At 59.6% G+C, this 24,490-nt stretch carries 17 protein-coding genes and 4 pseudogenes; 12 read left to right on the top strand and 9 right to left on the bottom strand.

Annotated elements, in window-relative coordinates:
* Positions 1–53: 53 nt before the first annotated feature.
* Positions 54–839, top strand: a complete 786-nt coding sequence (xth, locus tag NKI16_RS25530; RefSeq protein ID WP_352923838.1) for an exodeoxyribonuclease III — start codon at positions 54–56, stop codon at positions 837–839.
* Positions 840–916: 77 nt separating this feature from the next.
* On the opposite strand, the gene ligD is transcribed toward xth, so the two are convergent.
* Positions 917–2,689, bottom strand: coding sequence for a DNA ligase D (gene ligD / locus NKI16_RS25525; RefSeq protein ID WP_352923836.1), 1,773 nt, complete (start codon positions 2,687–2,689; stop codon positions 917–919).
* 637 nt (positions 2,690–3,326) lie between these two features.
* Here ligD and NKI16_RS25520 point away from each other — a divergent pair.
* A complete protein-coding gene (locus NKI16_RS25520) occupies positions 3,327–5,255 on the top strand; it encodes an adenylate/guanylate cyclase domain-containing protein (protein WP_352923834.1) in 1,929 nt (642 codons plus the stop codon).
* Between the two features lie 476 nt (positions 5,256–5,731).
* On the opposite strand, the pseudogene NKI16_RS25515 reads toward NKI16_RS25520, so the two are convergent.
* Positions 5,732–5,908, bottom strand: a pseudogene (locus NKI16_RS25515) (type II toxin-antitoxin system VapC family toxin); the annotation flags it as partial.
* Between the two features lie 174 nt (positions 5,909–6,082).
* Between NKI16_RS25515 and NKI16_RS25510 the strand changes: the two are divergent.
* The 3 genes and pseudogenes from NKI16_RS25510 to NKI16_RS25500 all read left to right on the top strand — a co-directional run bounded on the left by NKI16_RS25510 (position 6,083) and on the right by NKI16_RS25500 (position 7,837).
* Positions 6,083–6,319: a type II toxin-antitoxin system Phd/YefM family antitoxin gene (locus NKI16_RS25510; RefSeq protein ID WP_352682389.1), complete on the top strand. Its 237-nt coding sequence runs from the start codon at positions 6,083–6,085 to the stop codon at positions 6,317–6,319.
* Between the two features lie 193 nt (positions 6,320–6,512).
* Positions 6,513–6,635: a hypothetical protein gene (locus NKI16_RS25505; RefSeq protein WP_352682387.1), complete on the top strand. Its 123-nt coding sequence runs from the start codon at positions 6,513–6,515 to the stop codon at positions 6,633–6,635.
* Positions 6,636–6,717: 82 nt separating this feature from the next.
* Positions 6,718–7,837, top strand: a pseudogene (locus NKI16_RS25500) (site-specific integrase).
* Positions 7,838–7,865: 28 nt separating this feature from the next.
* Here NKI16_RS25500 and NKI16_RS25495 read toward each other — a convergent pair.
* Entirely contained in the window at positions 7,866–8,384 is a 519-nt protein-coding gene (locus tag NKI16_RS25495) for an RES family NAD+ phosphorylase (protein ID WP_352923831.1), read from the bottom strand.
* The gene (locus tag NKI16_RS25490; RefSeq protein WP_352682384.1) at positions 8,381–8,770 is read right to left on the bottom strand and encodes an antitoxin Xre/MbcA/ParS toxin-binding domain-containing protein; all 390 of its coding nucleotides are present in this window, start codon (positions 8,768–8,770) and stop codon (positions 8,381–8,383) included. Before NKI16_RS25490 ends, NKI16_RS25495 begins: the two co-directional genes overlap by 4 nt.
* Before the next feature lie 127 nt (positions 8,771–8,897).
* Here NKI16_RS25490 and NKI16_RS25485 point away from each other — a divergent pair.
* A pseudogene (locus NKI16_RS25485) lies at positions 8,898–9,140 on the top strand (recombinase family protein); the annotation flags it as partial.
* 198 nt (positions 9,141–9,338) lie between these two features.
* Positions 9,339–10,013, top strand: a complete 675-nt coding sequence (locus NKI16_RS25480; RefSeq protein WP_352682396.1) for a protein-L-isoaspartate(D-aspartate) O-methyltransferase — start codon at positions 9,339–9,341, stop codon at positions 10,011–10,013.
* Positions 10,014–10,802: 789 nt separating this feature from the next.
* On the opposite strand, the gene NKI16_RS25475 is transcribed toward NKI16_RS25480, so the two are convergent.
* Complete coding sequence (locus NKI16_RS25475) at positions 10,803–11,528, bottom strand: caspase family protein (protein ID WP_352682381.1); 726 nt, start codon at positions 11,526–11,528, stop codon at positions 10,803–10,805.
* 811 nt (positions 11,529–12,339) lie between these two features.
* On the opposite strand from NKI16_RS25475, the gene NKI16_RS25470 reads away from it, so the two are divergent.
* Both NKI16_RS25470 and NKI16_RS25465 read left to right on the top strand, forming a co-directional pair.
* Positions 12,340–12,996, top strand: coding sequence for a Crp/Fnr family transcriptional regulator (locus tag NKI16_RS25470; RefSeq protein ID WP_352682379.1), 657 nt, complete (start codon positions 12,340–12,342; stop codon positions 12,994–12,996).
* A gap of 720 nt (positions 12,997–13,716) precedes the next feature.
* Positions 13,717–14,469 (top strand): LuxR C-terminal-related transcriptional regulator, encoded by a 753-nt coding sequence (locus NKI16_RS25465; protein ID WP_352682377.1) that lies wholly within the window; start codon positions 13,717–13,719, stop codon positions 14,467–14,469.
* 427 nt (positions 14,470–14,896) lie between these two features.
* Here the strand turns inward: NKI16_RS25465 and NKI16_RS25460 are convergent, their stop codons facing one another.
* Positions 14,897–15,718: a LuxR C-terminal-related transcriptional regulator gene (locus tag NKI16_RS25460; RefSeq protein ID WP_352682375.1), complete on the bottom strand. Its 822-nt coding sequence runs from the start codon at positions 15,716–15,718 to the stop codon at positions 14,897–14,899.
* Positions 15,719–16,166: 448 nt separating this feature from the next.
* Here NKI16_RS25460 and NKI16_RS25455 point away from each other — a divergent pair, with 448 nt between their 5' ends.
* Positions 16,167–16,364 (top strand): hypothetical protein, encoded by a 198-nt coding sequence (locus NKI16_RS25455; RefSeq protein WP_352682373.1) that lies wholly within the window; start codon positions 16,167–16,169, stop codon positions 16,362–16,364.
* 461 nt (positions 16,365–16,825) lie between these two features.
* On the opposite strand, the gene NKI16_RS25450 is transcribed toward NKI16_RS25455, so the two are convergent.
* Positions 16,826–17,233, bottom strand: coding sequence for a hypothetical protein (locus NKI16_RS25450; protein ID WP_352682371.1), 408 nt, complete (start codon positions 17,231–17,233; stop codon positions 16,826–16,828).
* A 380-nt stretch (positions 17,234–17,613) separates the two neighbouring features.
* Here NKI16_RS25450 and NKI16_RS25445 point away from each other — a divergent pair, with 380 nt between their 5' ends.
* Together NKI16_RS25445 and NKI16_RS25440 are read left to right on the top strand one after the other, a co-directional pair.
* On the top strand, positions 17,614–19,356 hold the full coding sequence (locus NKI16_RS25445) for a right-handed parallel beta-helix repeat-containing protein (protein WP_352682369.1): 1,743 nt from the start codon (positions 17,614–17,616) through the stop codon (positions 19,354–19,356).
* Positions 19,357–19,753: 397 nt separating this feature from the next.
* Positions 19,754–19,953, top strand: a pseudogene (locus NKI16_RS25440) (metal ABC transporter permease); the annotation flags it as partial.
* A 1,959-nt stretch (positions 19,954–21,912) separates the two neighbouring features.
* Here the strand turns inward: NKI16_RS25440 and NKI16_RS25435 are convergent.
* Complete coding sequence (locus NKI16_RS25435; RefSeq protein WP_352682367.1) at positions 21,913–22,914, bottom strand: nucleotidyltransferase family protein; 1,002 nt, start codon at positions 22,912–22,914, stop codon at positions 21,913–21,915.
* On the bottom strand, positions 22,911–24,071 hold the full coding sequence (locus tag NKI16_RS25430) for a PqqD family peptide modification chaperone (RefSeq protein WP_352682365.1): 1,161 nt from the start codon (positions 24,069–24,071) through the stop codon (positions 22,911–22,913). The genes NKI16_RS25435 and NKI16_RS25430 overlap by 4 nt, the downstream gene beginning before the upstream one ends.
* Positions 24,072–24,490: the final 419 nt, after the last annotated feature.

Genomic DNA, 24,490 nt, shown 5'->3' with positions numbered 1-24,490 from the left:
TCAACATCTGAGCCTTCCATGCTCAAATCGCCAAGGGTTGTTGAGAACTTCGGATGACCCGTATCGCAACCTTTAACGTCAACGGCGTGAACGGTCGCCTGCCCTTGCTCATCAAGTGGCTAGGTCAGACCGACAATGACATCGTGTGCCTTCAAGAATTGAAGACTTCGGATGAGAAATTTCCCGCGGAAGCCGTCAGGAACGCCGGTTATGGCGCGATCTGGCACGGGCAAAAGTCCTACAACGGTGTAGCTATACTCGCACGGGGAAAGGAGCCCCTGGAGCGTCGACGCGGCCTGCCGGGTGACCCTGACGATACTCACAGCCGGTATATCGAGGCAGAGGTGGATGGGATCGTCGTGGGGTGCATCTACCTGCCCAACGGCAATCCAGCGCCCGGCCCGAAATTCGACTATAAGCTCCACTGGTTCGACCGTCTGATCAGCTACGGCCAGCTACTGCTTAAGGAGGGGATCACAAGCGTTCTGTGCGGCGACTACAACGTCGTGCCAACGCCGATCGATGCCGTGGTGCCGAGACGTTGGACGGGCGATGCAGTCTACTTTCCGGAGAGCAGGCAGGCCTACGCCGAAATGCTAGACAATGGCTGGATGGATGCCGTCCGCTGCATTCATCCGGAGAAAGGCATCTACACGTACTGGAACTTCTCCTACCGAGGCGGTTATGATCGGAGTTCCGGCCTCCGGATGGACCACCTCCTCGTCAGCCCATCACTTTCGAACACGTTACGTGACGCGGGCGTGGACGCGGACCTGCGAGGCTGGGAAAAGCCGAGTGATCATGTGCCCGCCTGGATAGAGATCGACCCGTCGGGCTAGTAGTTGACATGATCGAATGTTCGGCGGAATCGCTGGGCATCTTCGCCCACTGCTAATAGAATGCGCTGCGAGATTGCTCACGCTGCTTTTCTGGCAGCCGCCCTAAACGGACGGTCAATGGTGAACGCATCTGGACGGATGGCTGCCTCGACCTGGCTCCAGGTCACGAGACGGGCGATTGGGAAGCCGGGGCGCGCTCGTGGGGAGAAGGCGCCGACCGCCGTGTTGCCGCGCCCATTGCGAAGGTAGTCGATGAAGATGCGGCCCTTTCGGGCTGCCGGCGCGGCGGAGAGCAGATACCGATCAGGATGGGCTTCAGCGAGGCGCTTGGCGAACGATCGGGCAAGGAGCCGGGCATTGTCGTGCGTGATCTTCGTCTCAAGTGGGGCCATCAGGTGAATTCCCTTGCCGCCCGTCACCTTCGGCCAGCTCTGCAGACCTTCCGCTTCCATGATGTCGCGGAGCGTTAGCGCGGTCTCGATCACTTTGTCCCACTCGACCCCCTCGCCCGGATCAAGGTCCAGAACAACCCGGTCGGCATGTTCGATGTCGTCAACAGTAGCGTTCCAGGGATGCAGCTCTACCGCATCCATCTCGACCAGCCCCAGCAAGCCGGCAAGGTCGTCCACCCACACGCGCACACCTTCGCCACCCTCGCGCTTTTGAACGCGCAACTGATGCACTGCTGCGGGGATCTTCGGCAGCGCGCCCTTGTGGTAGAAGGTTGCCCTGAGAGCATGGCGGACCAGCTTCAGCGGTCGGTGGCCGAGATGGACGAGTGCGTAATCGGCAACCCTCTGCCAGTAGCGCGCAAGCTCCTCCTTGGAGGGCGAGACCGCGTCGGGCAGCAATTGCAGGATGTTCTCCCTGGGAATGCCATGTTCCTGGGCTGGCCCACGTCGCTTTGATGGCGCCGGAGGCTTGGCCGGGATCGCCACGAGGTCTTCTCGCAGACCCTTGAATACTGCCTCGCGCAACACGCCGCGATCAGTGACGCCGCTGAACTGTACCTCGGCCAGCACCTCTGGTCTGACCCACGTCGCCTTCGGCTTCACGATGGGCTCTGACAGAGGCGACTTGCTGATGATCAGCGGGTCGAGCCGCTCTCGAACCAATTGAGCAACGCTCAAGGTATAGCCGCTGCGGGCCTTCCCGGCATAGAGCAGTCGGTCGCCCTCGCGGCGACCGATGTAGAGGGATGCGATGCGGCGCGGGTGAGCGCCCAGCTTCTCGACAAATGCCACGATGGGGAAAGTGTCGCTCTTGATGCACTTCACCTTGAGCCAACTCGTCTGGACCCCTGAGCGGTAGGTGGCATCGGTGCGCTTGGAGACGATGCCCTCCAACCCCATACGGCAGGCATGTTCAAACACGTCCGTGCCGCCCAACTCCAGATGTTCGGCGTAGGTCAGTGTCGGGGCTGAGTTCTTCAGCAGCTTCTCTAGGGCTGCCTTGCGCCTTACCAGCGGCTGCTGCCGCAGATCGCGCCCGTTGAGGTGCAGCAGGTCGAATGCGTAGAAGATGAGCCTCGGCGAGTCTGGGTTGCTCAACTCCCGTTCCAACGCTTGGTAGTCCGGCAGGCCAGTGTCGCCGAGAACGACAGCCTCCCCGTCGATGATCGCCGCCTTCACCGGCAAGCCCGCCGCCGCTTGAACAATTCGTCGGTATCGGTGCGACCAGTTGTAGCCACGGCGCGTGAAGGCTCTCGCTTTGCCGCCCTCAATGATCAGTTCGGTGCGGTAGCCGTCGTACTTGATCTCATGAAGCCATTCGCCGCCCTCGGGCGCATTCTCGACCAGCGTCGGCGACTGGAACTCAATGAAAGAAAGCCCGTCTGTGGCGTTACGCATGCACCCTCCGACGGCGAGTCAAGACGCAGAGCAGCAATAGGTTCCGGGGCATTTTAGCGAAATTGTATGTTGGGGCAGTTTATGGTTCCGTTGGAATTAGCATCAATTATCAAGTCGCGCACATAGCAAGGACTGGCGCGAGCTGGAGGCGGACTTGCTATGGCTCGATCCGCCGCCAGCCAAAATGCAATGACAATAGCCAACGGCTTGGGAGGCTTGCGTGGCGCGGATCGTAGTCGCACCGCAATTGCACCGCCGTGGAGTCGTAGTCGAGGTGTCGGGGTCCGCCGAGCCTCCCTGCACCATCCTGATCTGATGTGCGTCCTGACATGGACTCTCCTTCCATGGCTGCATCGGGGCAAGCGGCAATTTCTGTCCTCACCAAAGGTCCGCTTTGTGAATAGCCGTTCATTGCGGCTGCCATGGATGAGCAACGGTTGGGTGGAAGCCTCACATTGCTGCGATCGATTTGAACCGGAACGAGCCGCCATGAGCAGAAGTTGAGAAACACCTTCCGAAGTGGACATTCGGGTGATGCGCTAGGCACGGAAGCAAGGAGGCTCGTGCATTCGGCGCGCGCCCTCTTTAAAGCCGTCACGGGGCTTGCAATTCGGTGGCGCATTGCGACACTCGCTGCATGAGCACGTCCGCACAACCTGTGCGTCTGGCCCGCCCCGAAAAGAAGCGGCGTCGCATCCCTATTGCGGTCATCATGGCGTTGAGTTTTGGCAGCCTTGTATTCCTGTCGGTCGGGGGCGTGCTCGCGTTGTCGGTCGGCGCCAATTTTCGCAACACGTTCGACTTGCTCGGCGCCCAGTCGACACTCCTGATCGATGCGATGGAGGACTCGCTGCGCGCAGAGATGGGGGACGCCGAGAACGCGGTCGACGGCATCGCGCAGCTGTATGCCCAGGGCGAGTTCCAGATCGACGACGAGGCGATGTCTGCAGCCGTTGCCGGCGCTCTGGCTACCGCCTCGGGGGTCGAGGCGATGCTGATCTGCACCCCCGACCTGGTCTGCCGCGGCGCCGCGCGCTCCGTCGAAAACAACGTTGCAACGGGCGCGATCGAGCATTTTCCGGCCAAGCCCGAGAAGTCGCCCCAAGTCCGCGCCGCCCTCGAACAACGCAGACGGATCGGCGGCAGGCAATGGGGGGCATTCGTAGCCAACGAGTTCGGCCTGTACGCGCATGTCTCAGTGCCGCTGGCACGTGATGGCGTGACGCAGGCCTGGGTGATCGCGGCGGTCGAATTGCAGAAACTGTCCGATATCACGCGGGAGCTATCATCGCGATTTGGCACGCATGCCTTCATTCTCGATGGCGAAGACCGCGTGCTCGCCGACCAAAGGCTGGCCGATCCCGACGCTCTGAAGAACGGCGTTCTGCCGCTGACGCCGCTGGCCACGTATGGCGATCCGGTATTGGCCGCCTATAGCGCGCGGAAGGTAGAGCGGGATTTCGACACGCGCCGCGCCCGCGACATAGAAATCGCCGAGATCGACCGCAGCGTGGACAATGCGTCCGAGTGGAGCGGCGACGCCACCTACATCGCCATCACCCGCAAGATCGCAGGCTATGGCGACGAGCCCTGGACGCTCGGCGCGTATTTCGAGACCAGTCAGATCAGCAAGGAGATCGAGCGCGTGATGGGATCGGCCCTGCTCGGTCTTGGGGCGATGGCCGTGGCGGTCATCGTCGCGATCCTGCTTGGGAGGCGCCTGTCGCGACCGATCCAGGCGATCGCCGGCCAGGCCATGCGCGTTGCCGATTTCGATCTCGACGGCGTGACTCCGCTGCCGCACAGCAGGGTTCGGGAGTTGGACAACCAGGCTTCGGCCTTCAACGCCATGCTGATCGGTCTGCGTGCATTCTCGACCTATATTCCGCGCTCGCTGGTGGCCAAGCTGGTGCGCACCGGAGAGATCGGCATCGCCGAACCGCGCGAAGCGGTCGTCACCGTCATGTTTACCGACATCGTCGGGTTCACCACGCTGTCGGAGCAGATGGACGCCGCAGCCGCGGCCAGGCTGCTGAACCACCACTTCGCGATCCTGTGCGGCGCGGTCGATGCACATGGCGGTACTGTCGACAAGTTCCTGGGCGATGGCATGCTGGCGTTCTTCGGCGCGCCGGATCGTCTGAAGGGCCATGCCGCCGCGGCCGTCCGCGCCGCCGCGGCGATCCGCGAGGAGCTGGACAAGGACAATCTGGAAGCGGCTGGCGAAGGCCGGCCTCCGCTTCATGTCCGCATCGGCATCCACACGGGCTCCGTCATCGTCGGCAATATCGGCGCATCCGATCGCGTGAACTACACAATCGTCGGCGACACCGTGAACATCAGCCAGCGGCTTCAGGAACTCGGCAAGTTGCTCGCACCAGATGCCGCGACCGCCATCGCGATTTCCGGCGAGACTGTTTCGCGGCTCGACGAAAAGTTCGAAACGATCCCGGCGGGCAAGCACAGGTTGCGCGGCCGCGGCGAAGCGACGGAAGTCTTTCAGCTTCGCAAAGTCGCGACGTCAGCACCGCCCCGTGTGGACGTTCGCCACGCCCAAGCAGGCTAGGGCCATGCCGCTTCCATGCCGCTGATCGGCGGCTTGGAGAAGCCCGCGCGAATGCTGGTTCCGGCCTGGCTCGCGAGGCTCACAATCGTCCTTCCGTCGACCATAGTGACGCCTGAGCGGTCAGGGCGTAGACGGACGAGCTACAGAAGCGCGCGGGATCGAGCAGCATTCGGCCGGCTGCGAACTGACTTCGGAGCATGACCCCGGCACGTCCCGCCCTTACGAGCTGCCGCGCGCGATCGGTTCCGCGTCGACCTCACCAAAGGCTCTGACGGTCCGCTCCTCGCGCTTGACGCCGTAAGGTGTAAACGGCGGTTCCGCATTTCAGCTTACGACTTCAATTGAAATCGGGAAATAAAATCGACACCCGCAAATACCAACGCCGCCGCGATCGTTACCGAGTCAACCTGGCCAAAGCGTCCGGGCTAAAAAGCACCCTCCCCTGCCGGCGCGGTTCAAGGCCTCGCCAGGCGCGCTCAGGAGGCTGGCGTGATCAACATCAGCGGTGGAAAATAGGTGCGATAACGGCCGACGTCGCGGGTGAGCAGTGGCAGCTCACCGACCGCCGCGTGGGCGCCGATGAAGAAATCCGGCAGCACCCCAGTGCGCGATCAGCCCGATTTGCGATACTGGGTGAACACCTTTCCGCTGAGGCCAAAGAACACTATCGACAATGACCGCTTATCGATAGTGACTTCACCAAGCGTTGACCAACCGGCGGAATCGACGCTATGGTCGCGCAAAATCGCGTTTGTCGTGCAAGGCTGCGCTCAGCGCGACGAGAGTGGCCGTCGCGACAGCGTACAACGCCACGCGAGGACGGAAAAATGACTGTCAAGGTCGGCGAGGCCAAGACCCATCTCTCCGAACTGCTGGCAAAAATCGAGGCCGGCGAGGAAGTGATTATTTCGCGCGGCAACGATCCGATCGCAAAACTCTCCCGAATCCACAAGGATAACCGGCTGGACGCCTTGATCGACGAGGTTCGCGCCGCGCGCGCCAAGGCGAAGTCCGTGACCACTGAAGAGATCCTGGCCTGGCGTCACGAAGGGCATCGCTACTGACGATCCTGGTCCTCGACGCCTCTTTTTCCGCGGCCTGGCTCTTGCCGGAGGAGCACAGTGAGGCGGCCGAACACTGGTCGCGGGACTGAGAGGTCAATCTCCAGTCCCTTCCCTGTTCTGGCATGAGGCGCGCAGCATTGTCCTGACGGCCGAACGGCGCGGGCGGATCGTTGCCGGCGAATCGATCGCCGCCATGGCACGACTTCGCCGGCTGTCGCTTGAGGATGCGGGCGCCGGGCGTGACGGGATCATCATCAAGCTTGCCACCGGGCACGGTTTCAGCGCCTATGACGCCGCCTACCTTGCTGGCAATTGAAACCGCGTTGCCGCTGGCCACCCTCGATCGCAAGCTCCTAGCTGCCGCGCGCGGCCAGGGAGTCGGAATTCTCGGACGGCGAATGGCAACTGACCGCGTCGCTCGGCCACCGGGCAATGGTGTTCGACGCGCCGAGGCGCTCGACGCATTGGATTCGGTGCTGCCCTTCGACCGCCGCGATCTTTTGGCCGAGATCCTGACCGATGGCGATGTCGAGACCCTGCGCCACCTGGCCAAGGACGGTATCGGCGCAAATTCTCTCCGGCCACTGGCCTCCGACCTCGGCTATCTCGAGGCCTGGTCGCTCGCCGCGACCGGACAGCCGCTGCCCTGGCCGGCTCCGGAAGCCTTGTTGATCAAGTTGGTCGCCCACCACCTTTGGGACTGTTCCCGGCGCTCAACCGATCCGGGCATGGCATGTCCGTTGCCGTCATGGCTGCGCCGAGGGCGGAGGGACTGTTGCGGGTAAAAGCGGTCCGCACGCGCCGTGCACCGTGCGCTGGCGGCTGTCGAGCTGGTCGACGCTGACTCAATGGCGCGGTTTGCGCGGAAATTTTGCAGCTCCGGGCCTGCGCAGCGCTATTGAACTGGCGGTGCGCGCCAGCGCCCGTCCGCGCGCCCGCAAGAGCAGGAAGGCTGTGACCGCCGATATTCTGGCCGCCCTCCTGAAAACATGCGCCGGCGACCGTCTCGTCGACGTCAGGGATCGCGCGATTCTCATCACCGCCTTCGCCTCCGGCGGCCGGCGTCGCAGCGGAATTTCTGCTCTTCGCGTCGAACAGCTGGTCGACGAAGACCCGGTTCCGGCCGATCCCAACGCTCCCGACGGCGATAAATTGCCATGCCTGTCGATACGGCTCGGCCGCACAGAGACGACGCAAGCCGACAGCGACGCTTTCGTGCTGCTCGTCGGCCGGCCTGTGCTGGTTTTGAAGGACTGGCTGGCGCGCGCCGGGATCAGGGACGGCGCCGTGTTTGGCGGCATCGACACTGTGGCAATCTCCAAGCGCGCGTCCTGACGCGCAGGCCGTCAATCTGATCCTGAAGCGGCGCACCACCGAGGCCGGGCCCGATCCGCAAGCCTTCTCCGCCCACAGCCTGCGCTCCGGCTATCTCACCGAAACCGCACGCCGCAGCAGGCCTCGAACTGCTACAATGACTCGGAACGCACGCTCGGGCGGGCGGCGCGGATAATCGTCTGAGTCGCAATTCGATCCGACCCTTGCGGCGTCAGCTCCAGGACAATTGATTCCGAGGCAGCCGGCGTCCCGGATCGATCACCTTGACCTGGTACGGGAGCACCTCGCCCCAACTCCATAGCACGAGGTTCTGATCGGATGTGTCGGCACCTGGCGCGAAGCTGGGCACGAGAATGCCGAACTTGCCTTCAGCAACGAGGCGGTCATGGATGCTCCATGAGGGCGGCCGTTTGCCATCGGCGAGAAAATCCATCCAGGCACAAGCCATATCTTCGAACCGGATCCCGGCGTCGGCCTGGCCTTGCGCCGTCCTCAGATCGACAATGTCATCGCAATCGATCTCGTATGAGCAGAGCACGCAGGGATCAATGCGATGTGCAAAACCCTGATTGGCCTCCTTCACGGCCGTCATGATGTCGAGCGCCAGATAAAGCGTAGGCACACCTTTCGGGTTGAACCTGGCACCCCGAATAGCCGCTCCGTCGCCTGAGATAGGCTGGAAGGACCACCGCGGATCATGGGCGCGGTAGCAAATTCCGGCAAACCTCAAGCAAAGCCACCAACGGCGACATGATCCAGGTAGTCGCGAACCGCGCTGGCCTTGCCTTCCTTAACCAGAGCTTCCGCCGTCCGCCCGCCGAATGCCGGTATCGGCTGGGCCCGGTACCAGGCCATCGCCTGCTCCTTGCCTCCAGCCCAGTCGATCACCCTGCTGATGATCTCAAGCATTTCACGAAGGCGACCTTGCGTCTTTGCAGCACGGCTACGCTCAGCCCTATAGAGGGTTTCCCGCGCAAGACCCGCCGTTTCGGCAAGCTGACCTTTGGACATGCCAAATCCATCCGCAACCTGGGCGACAGCGATCTTCCCAGCCCGATCCATATAGGACAACACCAACGGTTCATTCTGAACTGGAACTTTCAACGCTTGGATCATCCCTCTCCCCCTTGCCATATCCAGAAACACATTTCTTGTGCATAAGATATGGCATTAGCGACGGATTACAAGCCTCGGTTGGCTGATAAGATGTCGTTGAGGCCTCACCAGACGCATTCACACGTTCGTGTTCTGGCACATTCCTTGTGTGTACAAAAACCCCAAAAAACGGCCCCGAAACCGGCCAAATGCACGCACAACGTCCAGTTCTCCCGATCGGCCGCCCATTGGCGATGCCCGCGTCTCGACCGAGGATCGGGCGACCGACGCCCAAGTCGACGAGGTCAAGGCGGCTGGCTGCCGCCTCGTCCACCAGGAGCACGGCTCCGGCGCCTCGCCCTCCCGGCCGGTGCTGGCGAAGCTGATGCGCGAGATAGCCGCATGTGGGACACACCGCTATGGCGATATAGCGCCCAGAATCTCCAGGGTCGCCGCCGGCGATAGCCTGCCAAGACGGTCACCCACGCTTGCCCTGGGCACCCGTAATGGAAACGATGGCGGGCGCTACCGTGACGAACAGTATATAATGCTCACCGGCAGCAAGCTGGTTGAGGAAAGCCCCACCGTCATGAAGCCAATGAACGAAGAGCACCTCGCGGTCCTACGCAGGCACATGGTCGAGATGATTGCAATCCATACCGACCTTGCAAGCGAAGAACTCGGCAAGGCGGCGCTCGATGAGCGGGTGATGACAGCGATGCGGCGAGTGCCGCGGCATCTCTTCGTGCCAGCCTCGGTTGCACCTTATGCCTACCAGGACATGCCGCTGCCGATCGGCTTCGATAAAACCGTCTCGCAGCCGTTCATCGTCGCTCTCATGACCGATCTCCTTGCTCCCCAACCGCACGAGGCGGTGCTCGAGATCGGCACTGGCCTGGGCTATCAAACCGCAATCCTCGCGGAACTCGCCGGGCAGGTTTGGAGCGTGGAAATCATCGAGGAATTCGCAAGCCATGCCGAGGCTCTGCTGCAGGGCCTCGGCTTATCCAACGTCGGCATTCGTGTCGGAGACGGGTCTCGCGGCTGGCCCGAGCACGCCCCATTCGACAAGATCCTGGTCACCGTCGCAGCTGGGCGCGCGCCGCCGGCCTTGCTTGAGCAGCTCAAGCCGGGGGGACGGCTGGTTCTGCCTGTGGGACCTGAAGATGTGCAGTTGCTGACGGTGATCGACAAGGATTCGGCAGGGCAACTGAAGACTCGGAAACTGATCCCGGTTCGGTTCAGCCGGCTCGAAACGGTCTAATGAGGTGCGACAACTGGCGCGACCGCGCTTTCCGACCGTCGATCAGATGCCGGCCTTCCGCGTTTCTTCGCCCTTGGTGAATGCGAGAAACAACACGTCCCAGATTTTCCGAACAGGACGCCGGATAGGGTTATTCCGATGATTGCTTGCTTCAATGTCCTTTCCACCATTGCCTCCTCATTGATCAAAACAAGTCCCGACGCGGATTGGCTTCTTCCCACAATCGTCTGGCCGCGTTTACTAGTTGCGTGTCGAGTGAACCGGACCCGGGAAGCTTCGATTTCAGTTCCTGCGCGGCTGCTTCAACGCCGCTGTTTTTGACTTCGGTCCGAACTTTGCCAGCGTCCTTTGCGCGTCCGGCGGTTCCTTGCGCAGGTCGAGCGCAGCCGCAAATGCAAACGCACGGTAAGGGCCTGATCGCCTGATCGGCCTTGTCGCCCTTTGCATTTCGAGGGCCGCGCGATCGTAAGCTGCGAACTGATCGCCCCGCGCGATCCGAACAATCTTTGCGCTTCGGCTAAGTTCCGTTCCACACCGACACCGTCCCGATACATGCGTGCGAGGCTGCCCGGAGCGCAGGGCTGGCCAAGATCGATTGCCTTCTGAAAAGGCGCCAGCGCCTCTTTCGGATAGATCCTTCTCCACGCCCTGCCAGACAAGTAATTGCGGCCGAGCAGGTCCATCGAATACATGTCGCCGCTGGACGCCGGGCCTCCAGGAAGGCAACGGCGCGGGCCGGATCGGCGGTCACGTCGCCGTAGCCATTGAATAATGCGCGACCCCACGACGTCATGCCATAGGGGATCCCCCTTGTCGGATGCCGCCGTTTAAAGCGCGTTGGCCTGTGCGCGGTCGACGGCCATTCCGGTTCCCGGTAGCATACATGTAGCCTAGCTCGAACACGGCACGGACGTGTCCCGTCTTGGCGGCTTCTTCGATGGCTGTGCTGCCCTCCTCGACCTTGCCTGCCGCAAGGAGCCCGCGCCCCAGTTCATAGCGAAAGCGCGGGACATCGGATAGCCTTGACCTCGGCTTCGCAAATCTCCACCGCGCTGCCGCCAATTCATTTGTGAGCAGGCCGGGGACGATCCCCTTGCAGGTCGAGAGGCTCGCCGGCAGCCGTATCCCACCGATCCACTGTTGGCGATCGAGGATGATCTTCGATTTCGAACGCAACTGTTCCAGCACATCGTTGAGCTTGATGGCCTGGACTTCGATGTCTGCCGCCTGCTTCAAGGAGGCATCGACCGGGATCAGGAAGTTTTCGCCGCCGATCTGAAAGCCGTGACCGGAATAGTAGACGACCGCCAGGTCGGCGCCGTCAGCGGCGGCCAGATAGTTGCGAAACTGCTCCTCGAACTGCAGCTTGGTCAGATCGCTTGCGACGAAGACCTCAAAACCGGCCAGTCGAAACGTTTTGGATACGTCCTCGGCATCCCTGGCCGGGTTCTTGAGAGCGGGGAATTGTCGGTAGTCCGATTGCCGATGACAAAAGCGACCCTTCGGTCGGCGCAAGCGTCAAAGGTCGTGAAGCTCGTGAGGATGAAGGCTGCGATGAATCCGCAAAGTCGGAGCATGGCAAATCCCTAACCGCTGTTACCTGGCAGCCGCATGTGGTAGCAAGGTCCATTAGAGAGCATGCAATCTGCCGAGACAGAAAGAGAGAAAAGCCGTCGCGACAGCGGGCATATTCCCCATTTATCAAGAGCTAAAGTAGATCAGAGGCTGATTGTCCGCAATGATTGTCAAACGGTTGCCTGCTATTTGGATTCGTGCTCACTCCGGCATCCTTGCCTTGGCGGTGCGCGAGGCAATCTTCCGGTTGGCGCTGGGATGGCTTTGCTTTTGGTGGCACGCTTATCCGCAGCGTGGCCTGAGTTAACTGCGACATACGGCGCCAGCATAGTCTGCTGAGGAAGCGCAGTCTTCGGCGGCCTCGCCTGCGGGCGAATGCCTGTCCGCGGGATTTCCTCACGACCGAGGCGCAAAATGATTCCGCGACATCCGTCATTATGCACGACGACACGCGCGTCGAGGAGGCCCGCCATACGGCCCTCGATACCACACTTCTGCAGGCCTTGGCGTGGATCGTCTCGCTCAAGCGGGGAGACTTAACCACCTGATGCTTGCAACACCTTGATCTAAACGCAGTTTACCTCATTCAAACAGACGAGGACATTAGGCCACCCCTCCCCTAGGGTAAGAGGTCGTTCGGTCGACTTTATCCGGAGAAACTATTGTAAGTCGTGTGGAAATAAAATCAAACTCGCGATTCTTCATGCAAACACTATTGGAGTTCATGTGCTCGCATCCCATAGGGGGAACGTTGTCGAAGGACGAGTGGGGGAACAACGATTTTCTCGGTGTTACCGCAAAAACCTATAAACCCCATTCGGTGATATGCCGCCAGGAAGACGACAACGGTGAGATATTCATTGTAAAATCGGGTTGGGCCATACTTTATCACGCACTGCCAGACGGAGAGCGGCAGATCATAGACACTCCCCTCAAGGGGGACGTTGTCGGTTTCCGTGGTTTGGACGGACCCCATCTTGCGTCGCTGGCGTCCATAACCGAAGTAGCTGTTTATGAAATTTCCAGTAAGGAACTGGTCGAGGCCATCCTGTCGGACGGCCGAATCGGGAAGAAGATCGCCTGCTCGCTGGCGCGCCTGAACGCCATCCTTGCCGAACACCTGATAAATACCGGGCGGCGGAACGCGATAAGGCGTACCGCCCATTTCCTGCTCGAGTTGGAAGAGAGGCTCTCCATGGTTGAGCTGTCGGTCCATGGAAGATATGAGTGTCCTCTTGCCCAGCATGAACTGGCCGACATCCTCGGAATGACCACGGTTCACGTCAACCGAACGTTAAGGGAGCTCCGCAAGGCCGATCTCGTCTCTTTCAAGTCAGGCCATGTAGAGGTGATCAACCGCAAGAAGCTGGTCGAAACAGCCGGATTCGACAGCGAGTATCTCAGGTAGCGGCTATCTCTCTTTGAACGCCAGCGCATGGACGCCAAAATGAAAACGGTCGTTCCGTCGCCGTCGAGAAGACATTTACGGAGAGCTGGTCGTGCGCGGGACGCCTGACGTCTCGACGACAGCGGTATCCGGCTCGAGGCGGTCGACGGTTGGGCCGAGCGGAACGCAACCCGTTCGTGCTGACCAAGTGTGACAAGGGAGATCATCATGGCCGCGGCAACTCGGCCTATCGCGCGAGTGCGGCGTGCTGCCGAATTATGCGCAGAGGGCCGCTTACCAAGGCGTGCTCGAATTAAAGTGGGGAGCCAATGCTGCCAGCACTGTCCCCCGACACAATGTCAACGGCACTTTCGGCGGTTCTGGTCTGCCGATGAAATGTCGGAGGCACCCGCTGATCCACATTCGGCTGCCTGCTGGGCTGAAGATGGCTGGGTCCAATGCATGCGCCCTTCGCACAGGATCCAGCCCTTTGGGTCCAGCTTGGCATCGGTTCCCTGAAAATTACCAAAAAAACAATCTATGTTAGAGACTGCTTATAAATAACCCCTACACTTACCCACGCTGGGTATCGCTGGGGGTTGGGGAACTGAAAACGACGCAAATGGGCTAATCGAGTCTCGACCCTTCAAAACGCGCAGTACCAAACTTTCATTACGAGAGAATGCGGAAATCATGTCGGCCAGCGCAAGACGGCTTGTGTGGGAAAGAGGGAGTATTGACATGGGTAACACGGCAGGACTGCACAATTATGATTCGGCCAATCAGTCAGAAGTTCCGTCCGGCGGACCGGGAATCGTCCAAGGGCAGACAGGCAGGGAATGCCTCCTCATCTTGGACGGAAGGGCTCTGGACCGCGAGTGTCTCGCATCGGCTCTCGTGGACCACGAACTCGGCATGGATGTCGCCGCCTTGGGGTCCATCGAGGAATGGCGCGTCAGAAAGAGATCGGCCCCTCCCCTTGCAGCCATACTCTTCAACCTTGGCAGTCGGAAGGTCACCGATCGTGGCATCACTGACGAGATCAGGCATATTTCGTGCGAGTTCAAATCAGTCCCTGTGGTCGTCCTGGCCGACACCGAAGACCTTGCCCAGATACTGACCGCTCTCGAATGCGGTGCACGCGGTTACATTCCGACCTCTGTTGGAATCAATGTCTGCGTCGAGGCTATCAACCTTGCGGCAGCGGGAGGCATCTTCGTGCCGGCGAGCAGTGTCCTTGCTATGCGGCACCTGATAGATTCGGGCGGCCGCGACACGCAGCCTTTGGCAGGCATGTTCACGCTTAGGCAGGCCGAGGTTGCGCAAGCGCTCCGGCGCGGCAAGGCGAACAAGATGATCGCCCACGAACTGAATTTACGCGAAAGCACGGTGAAGGTCCACATCCGCAATATCATGAAGAAACTAAAGGCGACCAACCGCACGGAAGTCGCCTGCAAGGTCAACGATCTTCTCGCAGAAGGAAACTCTGGCTGAGGAGTGAGCCCAAGCGTAACACTTCCCAACTTGCGTGAGTCCCGCGGCCGCATTCTACTGCTGAAGGTCGAAGGGCGGAATCGGCAGCTGAACTGCTGTCTAGCCAGACCTCGATCGTATCGAAAATCTTGTGCTGGCCGCTCAGCAGCCCGAATCCCGTTTCGAGGAACCATTGCCTTGGTGGAGTAGGCTTCCTCGTCGATCTGGGTAAGGACCGCCACCGGTTGGTCGCATTTCCAAACCAGGAGGCCGCATTCTCCGCCTTCAACCGTTCCTATCCGGGTTTCGCTGAGCGACAAACCAAAAACAGTTTTTGTTTGGCCCATTTAATGAAAAATCCCCTCGAATTTCAAAATGGCAGTAAAGATCCGTCATTCTTGTGATTTTTGTCAATTACGCACACAGTTTCACGAAGATCTGTCGCAGGTCACATAGGAGGACGACTGTCGAAAACGAGGTATGCATTTTTTGCTTCCAGTAGATCATGCCGATGGTGAGATTCCTGAGGTACCACCGTATCGTCCCCCGGCGCGCCGTTGCCAGACGGTGGAGTAAGCATACCATGATTCATCGCCCAAACTGCAGCCTGTGTTCGGTTGCGGACTCGAACCTTTCTAAGTATGGCTTTGACGTGTACCTTCACCGTAGCTTCGGCAATGTTGATTTCGCGCGCGATGGCTTTGTTTGACTCCCCTTGGATCAAACGGCGCAGAATACAGTTCTCGCGATTCGACAAAATTACGAGTTCTTGATCCATACTCTCCACTTTACTTTCCACCTTTGGTAACTCATCAGCTATCGATTCATCTTTCGAACCTTGCCTTATATCTTGAATAACCATCGAAGCTTCCGCAGGTAGTACCGTTTGCCCAAGCATAACCAATTCGAGGACTTTGATGAAGGTGTCGTAAGCAGCGATCTTTGTCAGATACCCGTCAGCCCCCGCATGAAAGGCTGAGACTATATCGGTCGTGCGACAGTGATCAGCTAGCGCAACGACATGGCTGGCTGGGTAAATCGCCTTAAACTCAGCAATCTGCGCGAATTCAGCTTCCGCATCAGCACCGCCGATGTCTATGATTAGCAAGATCGACCGGTGATGCGGTAGCGGCTTTTGCAGAAGATCGTTAACAGAAGCCGTAGAGAAAAGAACACGAAAATCTTCTTCATTCAGGATTCGACTAACACCTTCTCGAAGTAACTCGCTTGGCCCGACAAGCACGGTTATGAAAGATTGCCTTGTCATCATCGCTTCTCACCCGACGCGATTGGGATACACGCGTCGATTAGGTGCTCCACGCGCCAACCGCACAGTTTTCTTTTTTAACCTTACGCCAGGAAAACCGTACACCAAAATACCCTCTTTAGGCGTAGGGCAGCATCATCGAGGCGTATCCCGAATCTTCAACCTGGGGCTTTTGGTCAAGAACCCGAGCTCGTGGTTTCATCGACTCAGCCTATCGTGGCAAAGGATTGCGCGGCCGCGAGGATTACAGGGCTTGGTTTCCCGCGGGCCGATGAAAGGAACACATGAGACGGCCCGTTCCGCTATGGTTACCTCGATACGATTGCCAAGATTGAGAGCTTGGTCGATTCGCGTCTTAATTCATCTGACGCGTCAAGCCGTGCATCAGGTCGTCCAGATAGCAGAATGACGGCGCAGAACCACGGCGAACAACGGCGCCGGGGATCCTGGAATGGACCAGTTGTACCTAAAGTCGTGCATTCCGGTTGCCGGGATCGCCGAGGCAGGAACCATCGAAGCGGCAAGCGACGGTCTCCGATTCTCGGTCGTGACGACTACACCGGGGCTGGTCTTGGAGCGGGTGGCCAAACATGGTTACGAGGCTCTCTTACCGGCGAGCGACTTACACAAGGCGACGTTGTCGGACTAATGGATTCCGTCCGCCTTGAAGCGGGCATGGTTCGCGTGTGAGGCTGCGATCTCGGAGGATGCGGCAGAGGCAATCGTCATCGGTGGCGACCGCTTGCCGTGCAGGCAGGCGCATTGCGCTCGCGCTTTTCAATTCCGATCATCGAGCCTGTACCAATTGCTGTCAGATTGGCGGCAGCACGCCGCCCGGGCGCATATCAAAACTGTCGCCCAGACGGCACGGTCTCGCACATTTTGCTGCCGCCAAAAACCATATTGCGATAGCGGCTCACCGGGCCCTCAGGTCCTCCGGAGTTGGAAAAGGAGCTTGTTCCTCGCGGCGCAGCAATGATTGAGGATCTCGTCGTAGTCCTTGAATATACGGTTGGAGAGCCCTTGTCATGAATTTGCCGCAGGTTTTCGACTGGGTTCAGTTCCAGTGAGCGCGCGGCACGAACATCAGAGTGATGTTGTCCGGCCGCGTCACTTGCGATCCGGCCTGATCAGGATCAGCACCGCATGCGCGCCGTCGTCGGCGCTCCGACTGATCTCGGCGAGGTGCTCCCGCATCGCCTCGGTATCGCAATAGGGCACGCCCTTCCGGAGGCAGACGGGCCGCCGGTCGAACCAGTGGGGGAATTTCACACAGTAGCTTTGCCAATTGCTGCGAGTCCAGCAAGGCTCGGTAGGTGTCTCCAGTTCGGCGATGTCGCGAAGGCGCTCACCGAATTGCGCCGCAAGCTGCCCCCGCCGCGTGACGAGTGCGGGAAGCCGTTGCAGTTGCTCACGCCGATGGCAGCGTGCAGGTCGGTCGGTAGTTGTAGCCGATTCAGGATAGCCCTCGTAGATCACCTGTTTCGAGCTGTGCCGGACCGTCTCGGTAACGCTCATGCGTGCATGACCTTGTCTCCTGTCCTCGGGGGTAAGTTCACGCGTAATCCGAGATACTAGACGACGTTTGCAATTCGACGTAGGCGCAAGCTTGAACGCAACGCCAATCGCCCGGGAGAGTCTCAGTATAGCCTTATCCACGCCGTATTATGGTCATGAACGTTAGCATTATATCCCCACATGAAATTTCTGGTTGTATTGTCAGAATTTCGTTAAGACGATGGATTGTCGTTTTATTGTCCGTGAGTGTCTTTGGAGATACTTATGGAGATTACTATTTAACTGGAGAAACACATGAGATCGATGAGTCGCGACAAGGAAATACTGTGGACACACTCGGAAGGGTTGAACAACTTACGCGCGACGACGGAGGCAGCCGAGTGACGATCGAAGCTCCCATTTCCACCGCTTCCGCGTCGACGGCAACGACGCAGCCGGCGCAGGGTCTTACCTACACCACCACACCGATCCAATCGCAGTATGATGGCCAGGTGATTGAAAATCTTGACATCTACGTCACCAACGGGGACGCGGTCACGATTACGCACGACAATGTCATTCTGCGCAATTGTCTTATTCATCACGTCGAAGGTGACGGGGTGGTGGTATCGGGCGCAAACGGCGTCACGATCGAGAACACCGAAGTCATCAACGCCGACCCGCCGGCGGGAATCGACCCCGAGACGAGCCCGAACATCAACAACATCAACGCAGAAAACGCCTCGAACTTGACCGTTCATAACACCACAGTGCGGGAAGGCTCGACTGGCATCTATCTCGTGAACTCGCCCGGCGCGAGTCTTTCACACGTCGATGGCTACGACTTCCATGGCCCAATGCCGCGCGGTCAGTTCGTCCAGTTCAACAACTCGGGCAATAGTTCGCTAACCGACTTCTATGCCGTAAACGACGCCGGCAGTTCGCATCCGGAGGACATCGTCTCGGTATATGGCAGCCCGAATACGACGATCTCAAATGGGGTGATCGACGGTAACAACTCTCAGACCGGCGTGGCCGTTATGTTCGAGAACGGATCGACCGGCGGCAGGGTGGATCACGTTGACGCCGTCCATCAGGGCAATGGCGCGTTCTCTTCCTACGCGAGCGATGTGACCTTCGATCACACGAGGTCGTTCGACGGTATCGATGAGGATCAAGGCCGCGGGCTTCCCTCGTCGAATGGACTGATCTGGAATGTAAGCTCCGGTGGGGTCAGCATCCTGAACTCGAGCTACACCAACCCTGGCAATCCCAACAACATCATTTGGGACGCGTCAAAGGCGGTCGTGGCCGACGTGCACGAGGATCCCACGGCGACCCCAGTGGCACACGTCGATAACCAGTTCACCTGGGACTACGCAGCGGATAGCTCGACCGACACTGTCACGGACGCGAGCGTCACTCCCCCAACCACTAGCACGACCGAGACCGGGTCTGGGACTGGGACTGGGACTGTCGCTCCTTCCGGCAGCACCAGCGATGGCACCTTGTACGGCACCAGCGGCGCCGATATACTCCACGGAACCAGCGGCCACACCATGATCGGCTATGGCGGCAACGATACCTACTATGTCGATAATGCCAACGAGAAGGTGGTTGAGGCGGTGGGCGGCGGCAACGACAGTGTGCTCGCCTCGGTGAGCTATGCGCTTTCGGCCGGCTCGGAGATCGAGCTTCTCGCCACCAACACCGCGTCAGACGCGAAGGCAATGAGCCTCACCGGCAACGAGTTCGCCCAGACCATCCAGGGCAATGCCGGCAACAATGTCATCAACGGCGGCCTCGGCGCCGACGTCTTGACCGGCTACGGGGGCCACGATGCCTTCTCGTTCAATACGGCTCTTGGAGCCGGCAATGTCGACAAGATCACCGACTTCAAGCGCTCCCAGGATACGTTCCATCTCAGCGATACCGTTTTTGCCGGGCTTCAGTCGGGAGGGCTTCCGTTCAAAGCTTTCTTTGTTGGTGCAGCCGCGCATGACAGCTCCGATCATATCATCTACAACAGTGAAACCGGGGCTCTCTCTTTCGACAATGACGGGGCCGGCGGCGCATCTCAAACACAGTTCGCCACCCTTTCCCCACATCTGTCGCTCACCGCAGCCTCGTTTTATGTGACCTGAAGGACTACGCGGGGAACTAACATCCCGCGAGGGGCTGCCCTGGCAAATAAGGACTGGATCACAGTCTCTCAAAGCCATGATCCCGAACCGAAGGTCAGCGTACCAAAAGGGGAGCCCGGTTTCGGAGAAGATCACGCTCAATGGAGTTCCATCCCGATGTCATCGGGATGGAACGGACTCGACTTGTGAGCTTTCCGTAGTTGTCGATGCGGACCCAACCGAGGCGACTGGAGTTACCAAGCTTCAGCACTCACCGGAGGGTACTAAATGAACATCCACAAGAATGCCCGTCTGACGCCGTGGCGTCGAGAGGAACTGGCTCTTTCGGTCATCGAGCGACGTCTTTCCTAAGCCTTGCGGCGCAGGCCTATGCTGTGTCGAAGCGAGCTGGCCTGTGATGCTGGTCGATGGCGTCGATGTGCCGGTGGTCGACCCAACCTGGCTTCGACGTGAGATCGGCGTCTTCTTGCAAGAGAACGTGCTCTTCAACCGGTCCATTCGCGAGAACATCGCGCTCGCCGATCCGGCTATGCCATGAAGCGGGCATCGCTCGCCGGCGTTCACGATTTCATCCTGGAGCTGCCCGAGGGCTATGACGTGTCGACTGCGTCATTGCCGGCGCCTGGGTCGCCGGCGTCGCGATGCGCGACATGGCTTCTCGTCGAACGGATACTCTGATCCTTGAGGCAGCGATCGCCTCGGCACTGAGACAAGTTCGTGCAATTCCGAGGTTATTCAGGCGGGCATTACGATCCGGTCGGATCGCTAAAGGCCCAGATCTGCGTAGCGGGTCGGGAACAGCTCTATCGTCACTGCGAGGAGCCGCCGATTCCGCATATGCGCTGCGGCAAGCTTTATAGATAGTCGCAGGAGACCGGTGCTTGCTTCTCTCCAGTCAAACGCGTCCGCTTGCGGTGCGGGAGCACCCGGCCGGCTGTCTCGTCTCCTGACCAGCAGGAAGGCAGATGCGCGCGCATCCAGAGCCCATAGCCCCGCCTTTTTCCACGCCAGCCTACCCGATCGTACTTCGGCTCTCGTCGACATCTTGCGCCATCGCGAGCCGTTCGTAGCACGCCGTCAGGCCGCTTTGGGAACGGCCGCACGGTAGCGGCCGGCGGCTCGGGATGGAGCCCGCTATCCGGTCATGGTGCACCGGTATCCGCTGTCCGCGCGCAGCGCCCATGCGCGCCTGGAGCGCATATTCCAGGAGAACCGCCCATTGCCGGACTCGTGCGTCTGCCTGACGTCAGGGGTACGGTTTCCGTCGAGAACCTTTTCGTCCTCGCCCCGGCACGAACACGCCGGTCGTCATGCGCGACGTTCACGCTGAAGACTTCGCTTGTGGGTGCATGGCCGCCGGCGCAAGGGTGCGTGCGACTCGATGGCGACGATCTGCGCTATTATGGTCCGGACCAACTCGGCACCGCGCTCCAGGATATCGAGCTGTTCTCCGGTTGCGTGCGCGACAACATTGCGCGCTTCCGAGCGGACGCGGCCCGATGCGCAGGTGACCGAGGCGGCAACACACGCCTCTGTGCACGAAATGATCCAGCGCCTCCCCAACGGGTATATGACCAAGGTCGGGAGGATGGAGTCGGACCGTCGGGTGGACAGCGGCAGCGGTCCGTCTCGCGCGCGCCCTGTTTGGCAAGCCGAGCTTCGTCGTGCTCGATGAGCCTGATTCCAATTTGGACAGCGATGGCAATCGAGCACCGATCCGGGCCGTCGAAGGGTTGCGGAGAGACGGAAAGACTGTTGTGATCTGACCTACAGGCCGAACCCCCTGTCGGCGGTAGATCGAATGATCATCCAGCAGGAAGGACGAATAGCGCAGATGGGCAGCAGATGGGCAGTCGTGACCAGTTGCTGCCGTCACTCATGGGCCCGAACGTAGCGCCGGCACTGCGACGGCCCGTGGGTTGGGGGGCGCCCAGGACCGCCGGCGTCATATCCAGCGCACTCTCTCCTCCGGCGGACACGCGTCGATGCGTAACGCGTGACTAATGATGATGATGCCTGACACCTCGAAAAAGGTCTGCAGTCATAGCACGCGTTCGCCGGCTCCGGCGCGGATGGCCCGCTCGACCCCTGTCTCCGCCTCTACAAGCGCAGTGGGGCCGACACTTTCCGCGCTCTTGCGTGCAGGACAGGTGACTCGAACTAGCTTTCTGCAGATTTTCGCGCCGCGTCTATTCGGGCTACGCGTCATCTATGGTCGGCCAGGAGGACCCCCAGGAGGACCCCCATGTCCGGGAGGTGCGCCATGCGATGCGGCAATAGCTTGCGAGTTTAAGCTCGTCCCAAGCAACAGAGCAATGGATGGAGGTGTTACAATAGCAAAACGCCCGGCATTCTTTAGAAATTCACGACGCGCCTGTTCTTCTGGGATACGTTTGTCTGTCTTTACTTTGGAAGATTTCCTGCTCTTCATCGAAATGTACTCCAATCTTGTGAATAACAGTCCTGAACTAACATGACATCTAACGCCATAATGTGACATATGGGTGTTATGAAGACAAGTCGCCATCAAGACACACTTCAGGAAATTAAGTATTACTACACTTTTGACCCGAGATCGCCGTCAAGGAGGATGCTCGTGGCGCGGCGTCCAAAGTCGAGCGGACTCCGTCGGCCCGAGCCATCGCCATGTAGGAGTCGCCACATACCCCACAGCGAATTGCCGACCAGGCGCAATGGAACGCCGAGGACGGGATGGTACAAGGGGAAGACGCGCCGCCAGTGTTGAAAGCGAACCAAGGGACGCCGCACATATTGCGCCGGTGCTCTGACGCCAAAGAAGTGACTCAAGGCCAAGAGTTGGGTATCGAACGCATTCCGCGCGTTCTGATCGGGCAAGGATGTTCGGAGCATCGCCCAATCCAGCTTATGCTGTTCCGCCAGCCGTGCCAGATCATAAAGGTGGCGAAAGTCGGTCCTTCCGCGCCAGTAGTCCGCCTCCTTGATGAGATCATGCATGATCCAGTGGAGGGCCCTCGACTGTGGGGCGGGGATTTTCGCCCTAAGGCCGTGACGCCGGGCAAGCCTCGGGGGCTCGCGGTCAATCTCCCGGTACGGCCGGAGCTCCAGGAGACCGACATCTTGCGGGCGCGCCATGCCACCAGCGACCGTCACTTCGGCGTAGCCAAGCTTGGCAAGACAAGCCCGGGCAGCCCCTTCTTTGGTCGTTTCCACAGCCAAGTCGAGATCGCTCATGATTCTGTCGGGAACCCTGCCGCTCGACGAAAGGAACAAGGGAACGGCCCCTTTGAGCAGGACCGGAACGACGCTCCCCTGATTGAGGGCAGCAACGGCTTCATTCAGCTGCCTGCGCAAGCGCAAATTGCGTTCCCGGTTGCAGCCGTAAATGAACTGAAGATACTGGCCCACCTCTTCGGGGAGCCGGTCAAGCTGGCCCGTGTGCGCAAGAGTGGCGAACAAGACGGGCGTAAGCAGAGTGTGGTTGGCGAGTGCAATCACCGCCAGCCAGTCGGCCGTTACCACCAGGCGCCCGTTAAGTCCCGCGATCAGGGCCTCGAACGCATCCCTGGTGGGCTTCATCGGCACGCCGCCTTCAGCAGTTCCAACCCGTCACCCAATTTGGCATAGGTCAGGCAAAAGCCCTCTGCCGATCGGATGACTTGGCAAAGAACGTCGAACGCAGTGCTACTTAGCTCTTTATTCCGCGCAAAGGCGCCGTTCAGCAAGCCACCCAAGATCTCGCTCGGGTCAATCACGCGCAGGGAAGGTTTGGCATCCTGCGTCCGACAGAGCAAGACCACCCAGCCCACGGGCCGGGGAACGGGAGGGACATGATCCCTAGGCACAAGAAAACGCACACGCCTGCGATCGGGACGCCGGTAAACCCGAGACCTGCCGAGTTCGGGGAAATATTGTCCGAGAATGGACCATGATCCCGATTTGACTGAAGGCGCAAAAGCAAGGCCGATACCCTGTCCGGCCGAGTCGAGAAGTGTCACATCGTCTGCCGCGAAGCCAAACCCCGCGTGAACCAGCGCCAATGTCAGGGTCGTCTTGCCCGAGCCAGGGTTACCACAAAGGAGGAGCGTGCGGCCGTTCTTGAACAGCGCCGCCGCATGCAGGGCGAGTTCATATTCACTGTGCCCAAGCACTTCGGCCAGCAGTTGCCCTTTGACCATAATGGGTATCCCGTCTCGACCACAGGAATCAGTCCAGTGGCCATCCCGGAACAGGTGGATCCGCTGCCCACGCTCAACCAGATGGAATAGGACGTCGACGGCCCTGTTTCGAACTTCGAGATGCTGAAATACGGTCGCGGCCGGAAAGGCGACGGCAGCCGGATACAGTATGCGCACACACACGCCTGGAACAGCAACGACCTGGCAGATATGTTGATGAGCTGCGGTTGGGCACGGCGGTGGAGCAGGCTGGATTAGGCCGAGCCGTTCCCAGTCTTGAAGGGCAGCCTCGACATAGCCATAGGCCTCTTGCCTATCAACGCCACGGGCTGCCATCTCGCCCAAGATAGCCTGGACCGGCACGCCTTCTTCAAGCGAGCGCCAGATATCCGCCGCAGTGTCATTGAGCGCAAAGACTACCCCCTGCGTTGAACTGAGCAGGATGTTTTGCCCTTTGATGCATGCAAGCCGACCTTGGGGAACTAACCTCGCCGTAGCATACTCTACAAGGGGAGGCCCCGCAGTTCGGTCAGTGGTTCGGGTTTGTTGCGGGCTCACAGAAGCCGTCATCCTCGTTTGTCTGGGCGTGGAGATCGTTCGATTCGAGTGGAACTCACGACCAGAGAGACACGATCTTCGTCAATCGTTCGAGTCATAGCATTCCCCTCCGCTCCCAAAGCGGTAACTTGCCAACGCCGTTGCCGTGCCGGCACTTTTGCTTGAAGTCGCAGGTTATGCATTGAGCGGTCGCTGTTTTTCGCACTGATCATCGCTTGCATTCAGTTGTTCTGTAACAGCGCCTTTTGTAGTAGAGCCGCACCTCTCATGGTGTCGAGCCTCACCCAAAGTCGTATTCAATTGATAACGTCAAAGAAGAGGTTCGCTTTTTCCGATTGGGGTGTCGCTTGGCAGTTAATCGATGGGTCGTCGGCCAGCCGCCACTCCTTGCAAATCAATCACTTGCCACACGAATCGGC

It is taken from the genome of Mesorhizobium sp. M0698, assembly GCF_040320455.1.
Classification (GTDB): Bacteria; Pseudomonadota; Alphaproteobacteria; order Rhizobiales; family Rhizobiaceae; genus Mesorhizobium.
This window is presented reverse-complemented; position numbering and strand designations above follow the sequence as displayed.